The organism is Burkholderia sp. HI2714 (assembly GCF_002223085.1).
In the GTDB taxonomy this organism is placed as follows: Bacteria; Pseudomonadota; Gammaproteobacteria; order Burkholderiales; family Burkholderiaceae; genus Burkholderia; species Burkholderia lata_D.
In genome coordinates this window covers 24774-40056 of the sequence record NZ_NKFM01000032.1, presented here as the reverse complement: position 1 = coordinate 40056, position 15283 = coordinate 24774, and the positions used below count along the sequence as shown (strand labels likewise).

The following is a 15283-nucleotide window of genomic DNA, read 5'->3' as shown; positions in this document are numbered from 1 at the left end:
CGCCTTCTCGATGACAGACGATTGAGGAACTCGTTATTTTACCCTGTTGACGCCGTTCGCGGGCTTGACCCCCGTGGCCGCGCGGATTTGGCGCAACGAATTATTTCAATTGCCTTTCGGTTTTTCAGCGCTCGGCCGCGAGTTTCGCGCCGAGGCCGACGAGCGCCACGCCGCACAGCGCGTCGAGCGGGCGCCGCACGCGCCGGTAGCCGCGCTGCGCGCGCGGGCTCGCGAACAGGTACGCGACGCACGAATACCAGCCGGCCGACAGCACGCCGATCGTCACCAGCACCGCGCCGTTGAACCACAGCGGCACGTGCGCGGGTAGCATCGCCGCGAACACGCTGGTCCAGAACGCGCACGATTTCGGGTTCGTCAGGCAGGTGAACAGGCCGCTGCGATACGCACGCAGGTAGTCGCGCGCGTGCGGCGCGGCCAGCGGTGCGCGGTCGTCGGGCGCGTCGGCCGGCGCCGTATCGCGGCGCACGCCCGCGCGCAGCAGCTTGAAGCCGAAATACACGAGGTACACGGCGCCGCCGATCCGGATCGCCTCGTACAGCCATTCGACCTGGTGCAGCACGGCGGCGAGGCCGAGCATCGCGAGCGTCGCCCATGCGATCGACGCGGTGCCGACGCCAAGCGCCGACGCGGCACCGAGGCTGCGGCGGCCCGCGAGCGACAGTTGCGAAATCATGAAGAAATTCGGGCCGGGCGTGATCGCCGCGACGAGATAGACGACGGCGATTTGCAGCAGGATCGGCAGGTAGGTCATGGCGGCGCGGCCCGGCGGCGGGGCGGAGCGGAATAGGCAAGTCGTTAATGTAGCGCGCGCCGCGCGGCCGCGCTTTGGCGGCGCGCAATCCGGCTGAGATCGGGCCGAGGTGGGGAGCCCTATTGCGGCTCGAGGCGCAGGCGCGCGATGTACGGCAGGTGGTCCGACAGCCACGCGGCCTCGCCGGACGGCGCGCGCCATTCGAGCGGCGTCAGTCCGCGCACGAACATCTTGTCAAGCGCGAGCGCCGGCGAGAACGCGGGGAACGTGCGGCCCGATTCGCCGAGCAGCGTCGCGACCTCGGACAACCCGATCTCGCCGAACAGCGCGACCGAATCGTTGCGCCAGTCGTTGAAGTCGCCGGCGAGCATCAGCGGGCCGGCGCCAGCGTTGCGCACGATCCAGTGCGCGATCCAGTGCATCTGGCGCAGCCGCGCGGCACGCGTGAGCGCGAGGTGCGCGCACAGCAGTGTGACCGGGCGCGAACCCGCGAGCGTCGCGCGCGCGACCAGCAGGCCGCGCCGCTCGAAGCGGTGCGCCGAGATGTCCCAGCGGCCGCCGAGGTCGAGCGGATGCGGTGACAGGATCGCATTGCCGTGCCGCCACGACGGCTTGAACACGTTCGGACCGAGCGCGATCTGCCAGTCGAGCGCATGCGCGATCTCGGTGGCCTGGCAGTGCCAGATGTCGTCGACCGCGTCGTCCATCGGTGCGCCGAAGCCGGGCGCGAGCACGGGGCGCGGCATGCGGCGCGCCATCGCTTCCTGCAGGAAATACACGTCGGCGTGCGTCGACTGCATCCAGTTGCGCATCGCGTTCCACGCGGTGAAGCCGAGCGGCGAGCGGCCCTTGTGCAGGTTCCAGCTGACGGCGGTGATTTCGTCGGGGGCGGCGTGCGGTTCGGCGAACGGCAGGGACAGGGCGTCGGCGGACATGACGCTCAATCCTTCGCGACGTGCGCACGCACGCGGTACACGAGGTGCGGATGTTGCTCGACGAGCGTCCAGTCGGTCCACGCGTCGGCGCCGACCGTCAGACCGGGGTGGCTCGCGACGATTTGCCGCGGCGACGCGGGCACGCACGGATCGGCCGGCTTCGCGCCTTCGTCGTCGATCGTTTCCTGCACGTCGAGCGCGAGCGACACCGTGTTCGCGCCGACGTCGACGGTGAGCGGCGCGACCGTCACCGAGCGCGAGCGTTCGGTCGGCACGACGCGCGCGGCATTGCCGCAGCCGACCGGCACGGCGGACGGATAGCGATGGGTATCGGTACGGGTCTGACCCACAGTGGTGCGCTGCTGGAACGTGTCGATAGTCTGACCGTCGCGTGCGACCTGGATCTCCCACGCGACGGAGGCCGGTGCGGGGCTCTGCGCATGGGCGGCGAGCGCGATGCTCGCGAGCAGGACGGCCAGGCCGTGTTTCAGCATGAAACGTCTCCGGAAACGCGCAATAGCGGGGAACGGACGCACATCTTACGCCCGATCGATTTCGATCGCGATGTGACAGGACGCGTCGCGGCAGGTTCGGAGCACGATGCGTACCTGTTCGAAAGGTAGGGCCGCGTCATGCGTTTTCAAGCGAAAAAGCGCGTGAACTCGGCGACCGGCGCGCGCTCGGTGACGAGGCGGTTCTCGATCGCGTCGGGGTCCGCATGGCCGAGCGACATCCCGCAGACCAGTTGCTCGTTGGCGGGAATGCCGAGGTGTTCGGTGACGATCCGGTGGAACGGCACGAACGCGGCCTGCGGGCAGGTATCGAGCCCGCGTGCGCGCGCGGCCGTCATCACGCCCTGCAGGAACATCCCGCAGTCGAGCCAGGCGCTTAGGGGCTGTTTGCCTGCGGAACGTGCATGCGTTGCCCCGAGAAGGGCCGCTCGCGAGGCGTGCGACGCCGCGAATACTGGACGTATTCGCAAGGAGCACAACGCGGCGAGCGGCCCTTCTCGGGGCAACCCCAAATTTAAAATTTATTCCACGGGAATGGCCTAAATCGGCCGCATGGCGGCGTCGATCGTTGCTTGTTTGGCGCGGCCAAACGGCGCTCCTCACTCCTTGCCCTGCAGCCGATTCAGGCCATTCGCATGCACGTTCCGCAGGCAAACAGCGCCTAATCATCACACGGTCGAGCGTGAAGAACAGCGCAACCGGCGCATCGAAGAAACGGAAGTTGCGGGCGTGCTGCGCATGCATGCGCGCCTTCTCGTCGCGGCCGATGTTCAACAGGCCGTACAGGTCCCAGCCGACCTTGCGGCGCCGGTCGATGTACGGCGACACCCATTCGCGCGGGTAGTAGTCGTACTCGGCGACGTATTTCTCGTCGCGCGCGGGATCGTCGTACGCCGCGGTCAGCGCGGCGGCGAGCGCATCGCGCGTGGCGCCCGTCGCGACGTACACGCGCCATGGCTGGATGTTGGTGCCTGACGGCGCGCGGCTCGCGGCTTCGAGGATCGCCTCGAGCGTGTCGCGCGGCACCGGCGTCGGCAGGAACGCGCGGACCGCACGGCGTGACGTGAGCGCCGCGTCGACGGCGTCGATCGCATCGGCATCGACGCGCGGGACAGCAGTGGGGACGGACATCGGCATACCTTCGAGGCGGGGGGCGACGCGCCGCGCGGGCGCGGTCGGCCGGGCCGGTGCGGCGGGTGGGTGAACCGACGATCATACGCCGCGGCGCGCCGGCGTGCAGCGCGCGCGGCTGTTAGCAGCAGACGCGCGTGGCTGCTTGCTTGCGCGCGAATGCGGGATCGCTACACTGAAATCGTAAGGGTCTGATGGTCGTGTGACGGCAAGCGGCAGCGAGGTTGGTATGACGACGGCGATGGTGAAACAGGAACTGGCGGTGGCATCCTTCAGCACGGTGTACGACCTCGAGCAGGTCGAGACGGCGCTGAATGACCTGAACGAGAGCGCGAGCGACGCATTGCGCGCCACCTACGAGAGGATGCTCAAGACGGGCAATCTGCGCTTCTGCGTGAAGCCGAACCGGATGCCGTCGTTCGACGCGCTCGGCGAGGCATTGCCCAATTTCGCCGAGCCGCTCGAAGACGTGCGCAAGCAGGTCGCGCTGTGCCTCGAAACGGAGGACCGGCTCGAACTGATGCCGATCCTGCTGCTCGGGCCCCCGGGCATCGGCAAGACGCATTTCGCGAAGGCGCTCGCGCAGTTGCTCGGCACCGCGTACCACTACGTGCCGATGAGTTCGCTGACGGCCGGCTGGATCCTGTCGGGTGCGTCGTCGCAATGGAAGAACGCGAAGCCCGGCAAGGTGTTCGATGCGCTGGTGAACGGCAGCTACGCGAACCCGGTGATCGCGGTCGACGAGATCGACAAGGCCGGCAGCGATGCGCAATACGATCCGCTCGGCGCGCTGTATGCGTTGCTCGAGCACGACACCGCGCGCGCATTCATCGACGAATTCGCGGAAGTGCCGATCGATGCGGGCAACGTGATCTGGATCGCGACCGCGAACGAGGCGCACGCGATTCCGGAGCCGCTGCTCAACCGGATGAACGTGTACGAGATCGAGCCGCCCGATGCAGCCGGCGCGCGCCGGATCGCGCAGACGATCTACGACGAGATCCGCACGTCGCATGCATGGGGGCGGCGCTTCCCGGACACCCTCGGCGACGACGCGCTCGACGTGCTGGCCGCGACTCCGCCGCGCACGATGCGCCGCGCGCTGCTGCACGCGTTCGGCGCCGCGCGGCTCGACGGGCGCGACGCGATCGGGCCGCGCGACATCCGGGCCGACGAAGGCGCCGCGAAGCGCCGGCCGATCGGCTTCTGAACGAGCGGCGCGCGCACGGCGGCGTGCGTGCCGCGCCGTGCCGCGCGTCGTGCCGTGCGTCGCGCGTCACGCACGGCGTCGCCGCGAGACGCTGCACGACCTTCGGCAAGCGGATGAACCGGGACGTACAATTCTCTTGTCTCCCCTCGACGCGCTAGCGGCGCGAAACGTCATGGAGCAGATGGATTGTGTCGTGATCGGCGCGGGCGTCGTCGGTCTGGCGATTGCGCGCGAACTGGCCGCGCGCGGGCGTGAAACGCTCGTGCTCGAGGCGGCCGATGCGATCGGCACCGGTACGAGTTCGCGCAACAGCGAAGTGATCCATGCGGGGCTCTACTATCCGCGCGGGTCGCTGAAGGCGACGTCGTGCGTGCACGGGCGCGACCTGCTGTACGAATTCTGCGAGACCCATCACGTGCCGCACCGGCGTGCCGGCAAGCTGCTCGTCGCCACGAGCGCCGCGCAGGTGAAACAGTTGAAGGCGATCGCCGCACGCGCGACCGAAAACGGCGTGCTCGACCTGATGCCGCTCACGCGCGCCGAGGCGCAGACGCTCGAGCCCGCGCTCGAATGCGTCGAGGCGCTGTTCTCGCCGTCCACCGGCATCGTCGACAGCCACCAGCTGATGCTTGCGCTGCTCGGCGACGCGGAGCGCGACGGCGCCGTGTGCGCGCTGAAATCCCCGGTCGAATCGATCGACGTGCTGCGCGGCGGGCGCTTCGTCGTGCGCACGGGCGGCGACGCGCCGACCGAGATCGAGGCCGCCTGCGTGATCAACAGCGCGGGCCTCGGCGCGCAGGCGCTGGCGCGCCGCACGCGCGGCCTCGACCCGCGCTGGGTGCCGCCGCTCTATCTCGCGCGCGGCAACTACTTCAGCCTGTCGGGGCGCGCACCGTTTTCCCACCTGATCTACCCGATGCCCGACCGCGCGGGGCTCGGCGTGCACCTGACGTTCGATCTCGGCGGGCAGGCGCGCTTCGGCCCGGACGTCGAATGGATCGATGCGCTGCGCTACGAAGTCGATCCCGCGCGCGCGACCGCGTTCTACGCGTCGATTCGTGCGTTCTGGCCGGGCCTGCCCGACGACGCGCTGCAGCCGGCATATGCGGGCATCCGGCCCAAGCTCGCGGGCCCCGGCGAGCCGCCGGCGGACTTCATCGTGCAGGGCGCCGCGCAGCATGGCGTGCGGGGGCTCGTGAACCTGTTCGGCATCGAGTCGCCGGGGCTCACCGCGTCGCTCGCGCTCGCGCAGCGGGTGGGCGACATGACGGCTTACCGCTGACGCGGCGCGTGTGTGGCGGGCAGATGGCGAATGCGTATCGGCCGTGTGAAATTCCTTATCTCTGGAATTTCGGCGCGCACATTTATTCGCATGAGCGTTATTCTGTCGAACGGCTGTCGCCAGAACAGCTTTCAAACCGATAACGTTGGAGCGAGTCCCCCATGAAAACATCCCGTCGGAGTTTCCTGATTACGAGCATTGGTGCCGTGTCCGCGCTGGCGCTGTCGCGTGAAGCGCTGGCCGATGCGCCGATGCTCGCGGAAAGCGACCCGACCGCGACGGCACTCGGCTACAAGGCCGATGCGACGAAGGTCGACAAGACGAAGTACCCGAAATACGCAGCAGGCCAGGATTGCGCGGCCTGCATGCTGTACCAGGGCAAGAAGGGGTCGGCCTCGGGCCCGTGCGGCGCCTTCCCCGGCAAGCAGGTGTCGGCGAAGGGCTGGTGCAGCGCCTTCTCGAAGATGGGTTGAGGCCCGTGCGGCATCGTGCGATGCCGCATTGTGGCGAAAACCGCAAAACGCCCGCCGTCGAAGGATGGCGGGCGTTTTTTAATGCTTGAAATCGGTTCCGTCGCTTTCTACACTCGCTGCACACCGGCGCGCCGCGGGCACCCCGCGCGCCGCGCAGCCCGACACGGCGAACTGACGAGGACGAGGCACGCATGGCGACGATTGCGAATTCAACGAAAACGAGCCGGCCCGAGCGTGCGCTGAACCGGCGTGCGGTCGCGGCCGCCGTGATCGGCAACGCGCTCGAGTGGTACGACTTCACGGTGTTCGGCTTCATGACGGTCGTGATCGCCGAACTGTTCTTCCCGACCTCCAGCGAATACTCGTCGCTGCTGCTGACCACCGCGACGTTCGGCGTCGCGTTCTTCATGCGTCCGATCGGCGGCATCGTGTTCGGGCTGTACGCGGATCGCGCGGGCCGTAAGGCCGCGCTGTCGCTCGTGATCCTCCTGATGACGGCCGGCATCTTCCTGCTCGCGGTCGCGCCGCCTTATGCGGCGATCGGCATCGGCGGCCCGATCCTGATCGTGCTCGGCCGCTTGCTGCAGGGCTTCTCCGCGGGCGGCGAATTCGGCAGCGCGACGGCGCTGCTGATCGAGGCCGCGCCATTCTCGAAACGCGGCTTCTACGGCAGCTGGCAGATGGCGAGCCAGGCGGCCGCGCTGCTGATCGGCGCGCTCGTCGGCGCGGCCGTCACGCGCGGGCTGTCGCACGACGCGCTGCGCAGCTGGGGCTGGCGCGTGCCGTTCATCCTCGGGCTCATGATCGGCCCGATCGGCTTCTACATCCGCCGCCATCTCGCCGATTCCGAAGCGTTCCTGCATGCGCAGCAAAGCGCGCGCCGCGCGACGCTCGGCGAAGTGTTCACGCGCCACCCGCGCGAGGTGCTGTGCGGGCTCGGCTCGGTGATCGCGCTGACGGTGACGATCTACGTGCTGATCAGCTATCTGCCGACCTTCGCGGTGAAGCAGCTGAAGCTGCCGTACGCGGAATCGTTCTACGCGGTGATCGTCGGCAACCTGCTGCTGATGGTGCTGTCGCCGATCGCCGGTGCGTGGTCGGATCGCATCGGCCGCAAGGGGCTATCGCTGTGGTCGCTCGTGCTGACGCTCGCGCTGATGTATCCGCTGTTCGCGTGGCTCGACGCGGCGCCGAGCATCGCGCGGCTGATCGCGGTGCAGGCCGTGCTGTCGGTCACGCTCGCGGGCTACTACGGGCCGTTCGGCGCGATGATCGCCGAGCTGTTCCCGGCCAACGTGCGCTCGACCGGGCTGTCGATCGCGTACAACGTCGCGGTGATGCTGTTCGGCGGCTTCGGGCAGTTCATCGTCACGTGGCTGATCAAGGTCACGGGCACGCCGCTCGCGCCGACCTATTACGTGATGGCCGGGATCGCGCTGTCGATCGTCGCGGTCGCGTTCGTGCCAGCGCGCAGCGCCGACCTCGACGCGCCGGTGTGACGACGCGCCGACATGACGAAATGAAGACGATCACTGGATCGTTTCGCAAAACGCAATGATGTGCTGCGGAACACGGGAAAGCGGTGCGCGGGGCCTTCGTGTTCGCGCCCGAATTGTTTAGTCGTCGAACGAAACATGCGCGAGATGAACGAAATGGGCGCTCGCGCGCGTTATCGCATTTTTTTACCCCCACTAAACATCGGCAAAAACCCGGCGGGCATCTAGAAGAGTTTTTTCTCCAGCTTGTTGCCACATCGTTAGCTCAAGTAATATCCGCGTACGCCGGCCCCTGGCGGGTCGGTTCCGATCTGGAGACCTGGAGGAAACATGGAATACAACCGTCTGTTGCACACCCTGCGTGTTACCGCCATTGCAGGCGTGGCAGCGGCATCGCTCGGCGTCGCGGGCTCTGCATTCGCACAGATCCCGAACAAAACGCTCGTCTACTGCTCAGAAGGCAGCCCGGCGGGTTTCGATTCCGCGCAATTTACGACCGGCGTCGATTTCACCGCAGCCACGTTCACCGTCTACAACCGCCTCGTCGAATTCGAGCGCGGCGGCACGAAGGTCGAGCCGGGCCTCGCCGAGAAGTGGGATGTGTCGCCGGACGGCAAGGTGTACACGTTCCATCTGCGCCACGGTGTGAAGTTCCACACGACCGACTTCTTCAAGCCGACGCGTGAATTCAATGCGGACGACGTGCTGTTCACGTTCCAGCGCATGCTCGACCCGAACCAGGCGTTCCGCAAGGCGTACCCGGTGTCGTTCCCGTACTTCACCGACATGGGTCTCGACAAGCTGATCACGAAGGTCGAGAAGGTCGATCCGTACACCGTGAAGTTCACGCTCGCCGAGCCGAACGCGCCGTTCATCCAGAACATGGCGATGGAATTCGCGTCGATCCTGTCGGCCGAATACGGCGACCAGCTGATGAAGGCAGGCAAGGCCGCCGACATCAACCAGAAGCCGGTCGGCACGGGCCCGTTCATCTTCCGCAGCTACACGAAGGACGCTACGATCCGATTCGACGGCAATCCTGATTACTGGAAGAAGGGCGAAGTGAAGATCTCGAAGCTGATCTTCTCGATCACGCCGGATCCGGGCGTGCGCGTGCAGAAGATCAAGCGCAACGAATGCCAGGTGATGAGCTATCCGCGTCCGGCCGACATCGCGACGCTGAAGGCCGATTCGGGCGTCGACATGCCGTCGCAGGCAGGCTTCAACCTCGGCTATCTCGCGTACAACGTCGAGCACAAGCCGGTCGACAAGCTCGAGGTGCGTCAGGCACTCGACATGGCGATCAACAAGAAGGCGATCCTCGAGTCCGTCTACCAGGGCGCAGGCCAGGCAGCTAACGCGCCGATGCCGCCGACCCAATGGTCGTACGACAAGAACCTGAAGATGGCGCCGAACGACACCGCGAAGGCGAAGGCGCTGCTCGCGAAGGCCGGCTTCCCGAACGGTTTCGAGATCACGCTGTGGGCGATGCCGGTGCAGCGCGCGTACAACCCGAACGCCCGCCTGATGGCCGAGATGATCCAGGCCGACTGGGCGAAGATCGGCGTGAAGGCGAAGATCGTCACGTACGAGTGGGGCGAGTACATCAAGCGCGCGCACTCGGGCGAGCAGGACACGATGCTGATCGGCTGGACGGGCGACAACGGCGATCCGGACAACTGGCTCGGCACGCTGCTCGGCTGCGAAGCGATCAAGGGCAACAACTTCTCGCACTGGTGCTACAAGCCGTTCGATGAGCTGGTCCAGAAGGGCCGCACGACGACGGGCCAGGACGCGCGGACGAAGCTCTACATGCAGGCTCAGCAGATCTTCGCGCAACAGCTGCCGTTCTCGCCGATCGCGAACTCGACGGTCTACCAGCCGGTGCGCAAGACCGTGGTCGACATGCGTATCGAGCCGCTCGGCTATGCCCGCTTCGACGGTGTGAGCGTGAAGTAACGCGCCCGGCGTAAGCTGTATACGAAGACCGAGACCGGCTAATTCATCCGGCGGCGGGAGGCCAAAAGCTTCCCGTCGCCGGTCGCACATTTCCCACAAGAAAATACGAGACGCATCATGTTCACATTCGTGTTGCGCCGCGTGGGCATGGTGATCCCGACTTTCATCGGCATCACCATCCTGGCGTTTGCGCTGATTCACCTGATACCGGGCGACCCCATCGAAGTGATGATGGGCGAGCGCGGCGTCGATCCCGCGATGCATGCGGAGGCGATGAAACGCCTCGGGCTCGACCAGCCGCTGCCCATGCAGTACATCCACTACATCGGCCGGGCGCTGCATGGCGACCTCGGCACGTCGATCATCACCAACACGAGCGTCGCGGGCGAGTTCTTCGCGCGCTTCCCGGCGACCGTCGAGCTGTCGCTGTGCGCACTCGTGTTCGCGCTCGCGGTCGGGCTGCCGGCCGGCGTGATCGCGGCGCTGCGGCGCGGCTCGGTCATCGACCACGGCGTGATGGGCACCGCGCTCACCGGCTACTCGATGCCGATCTTCTGGTGGGGGCTGATCCTCATCATGGTGTTTTCGTCGACCCTCGGCTGGACGCCCGTGTCGGGGCGCATCGCGGTCGAATACGATTTCCCGCACCCGACGGGCTTCATGCTGATCGACGCGCTGCTCGCGCCGGATGAAGGCGCGTTCAAGTCGGCGGTCAGCCACCTGATCCTGCCCGCGATCGTGCTCGGCACGATCCCGCTCGCGGTGATCGCGCGGATGACGCGCTCGTCGATGCTCGAAGTGCTGCGCGAGGACTACATCCGCACCGCCCGCGCGAAGGGGCTGTCGCCCGCGCGCGTGGTCGTCGTGCATGCGCTGCGCAATGCGCTGATCCCGGTCGTCACCGTGATCGGCCTGCAGATCGGCACGCTGCTTGCTGGCGCCGTGCTGACCGAGACGCTCTTTTCGTGGCCCGGTGTCGGCAAGTGGCTGATCGATGCGATCGGCCGCCGCGATTATCCGGTCGTCCAGGGCGGCATCCTGCTGATCGCGACGCTCGTGATCGTCGTGAACCTGGTCGTCGACCTGCTGTACGGCGTGCTGAATCCGCGCATCCGCCACACGAGGTAATCCCATGAGCAATCTGCAAAATACCCTGCCGACCGAAACCGCGCCGGCCGGCGGCCGTGCGCTCGCGCTGCGCGAGTTCTGGGCCAACTTCTCGCGCAACCGCGGCGCCGTCGGCGCCGGCATCGTCGTGATCGTGCTGATCCTGGTCGCGCTGCTCGCGCCGCTGCTCGCGCCGCACAGCCCGGTCGAGCAATACCGCGATTTCGTGAAGATCCCGCCCGCATGGCTCGAAGGCGGCAACTGGAAATTCATCCTCGGCACCGACGAAGCGGGCCGCGACATTCTTTCGCGGCTGATGTTCGGCGCGCGGATGTCGTTCTGGATCGGCTTCGTGTCGGTCGTGCTCGCGCTGATCCCCGGCATCGTGCTCGGGCTCGTCGCCGCGTTCTTCCAGAAGTGGGCCGACACGCCCGTGATGCGCATCATGGACGTGCTGCTCGCGCTGCCGTCGCTGCTGCTCGCGGTCGCGGTCGTCGCGATCATCGGCCCGGGCCTCACCAACACGATGTTCGCGATCGCGATCGTCGCGCTGCCGGCCTATGTGCGTCTCACGCGCGCATCGGCGCTCGGCGAGCTGCAGAAGGAGTACGTGACGGCGTCGCGCGTGGCCGGTGCCGGCACGCTGCGCCTGATGTTCTCGCAGGTGCTGCCGAACTGCACGGCGCCGCTGATCGTGCAGGCGACGCTCGGCTTCTCGTCGGCGATCCTCGACGCGGCCGCGCTCGGCTTCCTCGGCCTTGGCGTGCAACCGCCGACCGCCGAGTGGGGCGCGATGCTGGCCTCCGCGCGCGACTACATCGACAACGCGTGGTGGATCGTGACGATGCCGGGCCTGTCGATCCTGATTTCGGTGCTCGCGATCAACCTGCTCGGCGACGGGCTGCGCGACGCGCTCGATCCCAAACTGAAACGGATGGCCTGACATGAGCAACAATCTTCTGACCATCCGCAATCTCGCGGTGAACTTCAACGGCTTGCCCGCGGTCGACCGGATCAACCTGTCGATCGCACCGGGCGAGGTGGTGGGCGTCGTCGGCGAATCGGGCTCGGGCAAGAGCGTGACGATGATGGCGCTGATGGGCCTGATCGACGCGCCGGGCAAGGTGACGGCGGACGAAGTCACGTTCAATGGCGTCGACCTGCTGAAGGCGTCGCCGAAGGCGCGCCGCAAGATCGTCGGCAAGGACATCGCGATGGTGTTCCAGGACGCGCTGACGAGCCTGAACCCGAGCTATACGGTCGGCTACCAGATCAAGGAAGTGCTGAAGCTGCACGAAGGGCTGCGCGGCGACGCGCTGCACCGGCGCGCGCTCGAGCTGCTCGACCAGGTCGGCATTCCCGATGCGAAGAACCGCATCGCGTCGTTCCCGCACCAGATGTCGGGCGGGATGAACCAGCGCGTGATGATCGCGATGGCGGTGGCGTGCAACCCGAAGCTGCTGATCGCCGACGAGCCGACCACCGCGCTCGACGTGACGATCCAGGCGCAGATCATGGATCTGCTCGTGAAGCTGCAGAAGGAGCGCGGGATGGCGCTCGTGCTGATCTCGCACGACCTGGCCGTGGTGTCGGAGGTCGCGCATCGCGTGGCGGTGATGTACGCGGGCGAGGTGATCGAGACCAACCGCGTGCCCGACATCTTCCGCGCGCCGCATCATCCGTACACCGAAGCGCTGCTCGCGGCGATTCCCGAGCACAATCAGGGGGCGCGTCGCCTTGCCGCATTGCCCGGCATGGTGCCGGGCCGCGATGATCGCCCGTCCGGGTGCCTGTTCGCGCCGCGCTGCAAGTACGTCGTCGACGACTGCCGCAAGGCGCGGCCGGCGCTCGACACGCTGGTACCGGCCAACGATGCGATGCGCGCGCGCTGCATCAAGCCGCTGAACGTTTCCAACCTCGACCTGACGGGAGGTGCACGATGAATGCAGTCAATCAAACGCCTCGCGTGTCGCACGACGAGGAAGCCGTGCTGGTGGCCGACGGCCTCGCGAAACACTATTCGGTGAAGCGCGGGATGTTCGGGCAGGGCACGGTGAAGGCGCTGAACGGCGTGTCGTTCTCGCTGAAGCGCGGCAAGACGCTCGCCGTCGTCGGCGAATCGGGCTGCGGGAAGTCGACGCTCGCCCGCCAGCTCACGATGATCGAGACGCCCACCTCGGGCAGCCTGACGATCGACGGCAAGAACGTGGCCGGCGCAAGCCGCGAGACGGTCGCCGACCTGCGCCGCCGCGTGCAGATGGTGTTCCAGAACCCGTTCGCATCGCTCAACCCGCGCAAGACCGTCGAGCAGACGCTTTCCGAGCCGCTCGAGATCAACACGAACCTGACGGCCGCCGAGCGCGCCGCCCGCATCGCGCAGATCATGCGCACGGTCGGCCTGCGGCCCGAGCACGCGAAGCGTTATCCGCACATGTTCTCGGGCGGCCAGCGCCAGCGGGTCGCGATCGCGCGCGCGATGATCCTCGATCCGCGCATCGTCGTGGCCGACGAGCCGGTGTCCGCGCTCGACGTGTCGATCCAGGCGCAGATCCTGAACCTGTTCATGGATCTGCAGGAGCAGTTCAAGACGAGCTACGTGTTCATCTCGCACAACCTGTCGGTGGTCGAGCACGTCGCGGACGACGTGATGGTGATGTACTTCGGCAGCGTCGCGGAGCTGGGCGACAAGGCGACGATCTACGCACGGCCGCGCCATCCGTACACACGCGCGCTGATGTCGGCGACGCCGGCGATCTTCGAGGAAGACCGCCGCGTGCAGATCAAGCTGCAGGGCGAACTGCCGTCGCCGCTCAATCCGCCGTCGGGCTGCGCGTTCCACCAGCGCTGCCCATACGCGGTCGAGCGGTGCCGCGTCGAGGAGCCGCAATTGCGCGAAGTCGACGGCCGGCGCGTGGCCTGCCATCGCGCCGAGGAGGTCGGGGAGGAGAATGCCTGAAGCGTTGGCGGCGCGCGCGTCCGGCGTGCGCCGTGCGGGGGCAAGCAGCGCGCGCGTGATGCGCGCGTACCGCTACGCGCGGCGCTGGAGCGTGCGTACCGTCACGGGCGCGGCGCTGGCCGGCGCGTGCGTGGCGGCCAGCCTCGTGGTTCCCGTCGAATCCGCGCGCGCCGAAGGGCGCGCGCCGGCCACTTCACCAATCCATCCATCGCAAGTTCCGCCGCCCGGCTTGAGCCTGCCGGGCTTCCACGCGCCGGCCGTGTCGAATGGCACGGTGTCGCGCGGCACCGTGCGCGTGCAGCCCGCGCGCATGCCGTTCTACGTCGCGACCAAGGGCAAGGTCACGCTCTACGTGCTCGGCACGCTGCACACCGGCGACCCGTCCGACTACCCGGGCGCGCAGCCGTTCCGGCCGCGCATCCTCGCGGCGCTCGCCGCGTCGCCCACACTGGCGCTCGAACTGTCGCCCGACGATCTGCTCGAATCGCAGGACGACGTGTCGAAGTACGGCGTCTGCCGCTACCCGTGCCTGCAGCGCCTGCTGCCCGAGCCGCTGTGGCAGCGGCTCGCGGCGCGCCTGCGCGGCAACCCGGCCGCGCTCGTCGAGATCCGCAAGATGCGGCCGTGGCTCGCGGCGCTCGTCGTCGAGACCTACGATTCGCTGTCGGCCGGTTTGCAGACCGAGTACGGCACCGAGGCGCAGCTGCAGAACGTGTTCCTGAAGAAAAAGGGCGGCCGCGTGATCGGGCTCGAGACGCTCGCCGAACAGATGCGCGCGTTCACCGGGCTGACGCTTGCCGAGCAGCGCGAGATGCTCGCGCAGGACATGGTGCAGACGCCCGCGCAGAACGCCGACGACATCAAGGCGCTGCACCGACTGTGGCGAATTGGCGACGCCGATGCGATCTCGGCATGGGCGGTCGCGAAGAGCGAACGGCTCGCGCGGTCGAAGGCGTTGTCGGACGCGATCGACAACAAGATCGTGTACGAGCGCAACCGGCGCTTCGTTGCACGGATGACGGCAATCGCCGCACCGAACCGGCCGCTGTTCGTCGCGATCGGCGCGCTGCATCTGGGCGGCCCGCGCGGCGTGCTCGAATTGTTGCGTCAACAAGGTTACAGCGTCGACGCGAACTGATCGCCGTCACCGCACCCGAACCGATCCTCCCCTGTTTGATCGACGCTGTGCGAGCGGCTCAAACGCCTGGTTGGGCACGCGATTCGATAAGGAAAACCCTCGATTCATCAGAAAATAGCGTTTCAAACGATTGACATCCGGATCTGCCAATATCTATTCTTCGATCCACAAGTTGAAAAAATGAAAAGAATAGAAAAAGTTCTACGGGGTAGCAGAAAATAAAGCGCGGGGTTAGCGCGTTGCCGGCACGTGGCGCACGTGCCGGCCGCGGAAGTGTCTGCATGTACGGCGGGGCCAATCATCGTCGGACAA

At 67.1% G+C, this 15283-nt stretch carries 14 protein-coding genes and 1 pseudogene; 10 read left to right on the top strand and 5 right to left on the bottom strand.

Annotation, left to right across the window (positions count from 1 at the left end):
- Window positions 1-124: 124 nt before the first annotated feature.
- The 5 genes and pseudogenes from CFB82_RS17035 to CFB82_RS17010 all read right to left on the bottom strand — a co-directional run.
- On the bottom strand, window positions 125-772 hold the full coding sequence (locus tag CFB82_RS17035) for a LysE family translocator (protein ID WP_089446608.1): 648 nt from the start codon (window positions 770-772) through the stop codon (window positions 125-127).
- A gap of 119 nt (window positions 773-891) precedes the next feature.
- On the bottom strand, window positions 892-1707 hold the full coding sequence (locus tag CFB82_RS17030; RefSeq protein ID WP_089484664.1) for an endonuclease/exonuclease/phosphatase family protein: 816 nt from the start codon (window positions 1705-1707) through the stop codon (window positions 892-894).
- Window positions 1708-1712: 5 nt separating this feature from the next.
- On the bottom strand, window positions 1713-2201 hold the full coding sequence (locus CFB82_RS17025; protein WP_089484663.1) for a hypothetical protein: 489 nt from the start codon (window positions 2199-2201) through the stop codon (window positions 1713-1715).
- A 146-nt stretch (window positions 2202-2347) separates the two neighbouring features.
- Complete coding sequence (locus tag CFB82_RS17020; RefSeq protein WP_373558817.1) at window positions 2348-2689, bottom strand: nitroreductase family protein; 342 nt, start codon at window positions 2687-2689, stop codon at window positions 2348-2350.
- 196 nt (window positions 2690-2885) lie between these two features.
- Window positions 2886-3350 (bottom strand): annotated as a pseudogene (locus CFB82_RS17010) (nitroreductase family protein); the annotation flags it as partial.
- Between the two features lie 229 nt (window positions 3351-3579).
- On the opposite strand from CFB82_RS17010, the gene CFB82_RS17005 reads away from it, so the two are divergent.
- The 10 genes from CFB82_RS17005 to CFB82_RS16960 all read left to right on the top strand — a co-directional run bounded on the left by CFB82_RS17005 (window position 3580) and on the right by CFB82_RS16960 (window position 14971).
- The gene (locus CFB82_RS17005; RefSeq protein WP_069249096.1) at window positions 3580-4560 is read left to right on the top strand and encodes an AAA family ATPase; all 981 of its coding nucleotides are present in this window, start codon (window positions 3580-3582) and stop codon (window positions 4558-4560) included.
- Between the two features lie 172 nt (window positions 4561-4732).
- Window positions 4733-5842: an NAD(P)/FAD-dependent oxidoreductase gene (locus CFB82_RS17000; protein ID WP_069249095.1), complete on the top strand. Its 1110-nt coding sequence runs from the start codon at window positions 4733-4735 to the stop codon at window positions 5840-5842.
- A 161-nt stretch (window positions 5843-6003) separates the two neighbouring features.
- Window positions 6004-6315, top strand: coding sequence for a high-potential iron-sulfur protein (locus CFB82_RS16995; protein WP_039354792.1), 312 nt, complete (start codon window positions 6004-6006; stop codon window positions 6313-6315).
- Between the two features lie 191 nt (window positions 6316-6506).
- Window positions 6507-7814, top strand: coding sequence for an MFS transporter (locus CFB82_RS16990; RefSeq protein WP_069249094.1), 1308 nt, complete (start codon window positions 6507-6509; stop codon window positions 7812-7814).
- A gap of 327 nt (window positions 7815-8141) precedes the next feature.
- Window positions 8142-9770, top strand: a complete 1629-nt coding sequence (locus CFB82_RS16985; RefSeq protein WP_069249093.1) for an ABC transporter substrate-binding protein — start codon at window positions 8142-8144, stop codon at window positions 9768-9770.
- A 117-nt stretch (window positions 9771-9887) separates the two neighbouring features.
- Complete coding sequence (locus CFB82_RS16980) at window positions 9888-10898, top strand: ABC transporter permease subunit (protein WP_069249092.1); 1011 nt, start codon at window positions 9888-9890, stop codon at window positions 10896-10898.
- Between the two features lie 4 nt (window positions 10899-10902).
- On the top strand, window positions 10903-11820 hold the full coding sequence (locus CFB82_RS16975) for an ABC transporter permease subunit (protein ID WP_069249091.1): 918 nt from the start codon (window positions 10903-10905) through the stop codon (window positions 11818-11820).
- Between the two features lies 1 nt (window position 11821).
- Complete coding sequence (locus tag CFB82_RS16970) at window positions 11822-12820, top strand: ABC transporter ATP-binding protein (RefSeq protein ID WP_069249090.1); 999 nt, start codon at window positions 11822-11824, stop codon at window positions 12818-12820.
- Window positions 12817-13833, top strand: a complete 1017-nt coding sequence (locus tag CFB82_RS16965) for a peptide ABC transporter ATP-binding protein (RefSeq protein WP_069249089.1) — start codon at window positions 12817-12819, stop codon at window positions 13831-13833. The genes CFB82_RS16970 and CFB82_RS16965 overlap by 4 nt, the downstream gene beginning before the upstream one ends.
- A complete protein-coding gene (locus CFB82_RS16960) occupies window positions 13826-14971 on the top strand; it encodes a TraB/GumN family protein (protein ID WP_089484662.1) in 1146 nt (381 codons plus the stop codon). Before CFB82_RS16965 ends, CFB82_RS16960 begins: the two co-directional genes overlap by 8 nt.
- Window positions 14972-15283 lie beyond the last annotated feature (312 nt).

What these genes read in the sequence shown, in the direction of transcription:
- CFB82_RS17035 (WP_089446608.1), bottom strand. Translation starts at nt 772, where the DNA reads ATGACCTACCTGCCGATCCTGCTGCAAATCGCCGTCGTCTATCTCGTC.
- CFB82_RS17030 (WP_089484664.1), bottom strand. Translation starts at nt 1,707, where the DNA reads ATGTCCGCCGACGCCCTGTCCCTGCCGTTCGCCGAACCGCACGCCGCC.
- CFB82_RS17025 (WP_089484663.1), bottom strand. Translation starts at nt 2,201, where the DNA reads ATGCTGAAACACGGCCTGGCCGTCCTGCTCGCGAGCATCGCGCTCGCC.
- CFB82_RS17005 (WP_069249096.1), top strand. Translation starts at nt 3,580, where the DNA reads ATGACGACGGCGATGGTGAAACAGGAACTGGCGGTGGCATCCTTCAGC.
- CFB82_RS17000 (WP_069249095.1), top strand. Translation starts at nt 4,733, where the DNA reads ATGGAGCAGATGGATTGTGTCGTGATCGGCGCGGGCGTCGTCGGTCTG.
- CFB82_RS16995 (WP_039354792.1), top strand. Translation starts at nt 6,004, where the DNA reads ATGAAAACATCCCGTCGGAGTTTCCTGATTACGAGCATTGGTGCCGTG.
- CFB82_RS16990 (WP_069249094.1), top strand. Translation starts at nt 6,507, where the DNA reads ATGGCGACGATTGCGAATTCAACGAAAACGAGCCGGCCCGAGCGTGCG.
- CFB82_RS16985 (WP_069249093.1), top strand. Translation starts at nt 8,142, where the DNA reads ATGGAATACAACCGTCTGTTGCACACCCTGCGTGTTACCGCCATTGCA.
- CFB82_RS16980 (WP_069249092.1), top strand. Translation starts at nt 9,888, where the DNA reads ATGTTCACATTCGTGTTGCGCCGCGTGGGCATGGTGATCCCGACTTTC.
- CFB82_RS16975 (WP_069249091.1), top strand. Translation starts at nt 10,903, where the DNA reads ATGAGCAATCTGCAAAATACCCTGCCGACCGAAACCGCGCCGGCCGGC.
- CFB82_RS16970 (WP_069249090.1), top strand. Translation starts at nt 11,822, where the DNA reads ATGAGCAACAATCTTCTGACCATCCGCAATCTCGCGGTGAACTTCAAC.
- CFB82_RS16965 (WP_069249089.1), top strand. Translation starts at nt 12,817, where the DNA reads ATGAATGCAGTCAATCAAACGCCTCGCGTGTCGCACGACGAGGAAGCC.
- CFB82_RS16960 (WP_089484662.1), top strand. Translation starts at nt 13,826, where the DNA reads ATGCCTGAAGCGTTGGCGGCGCGCGCGTCCGGCGTGCGCCGTGCGGGG.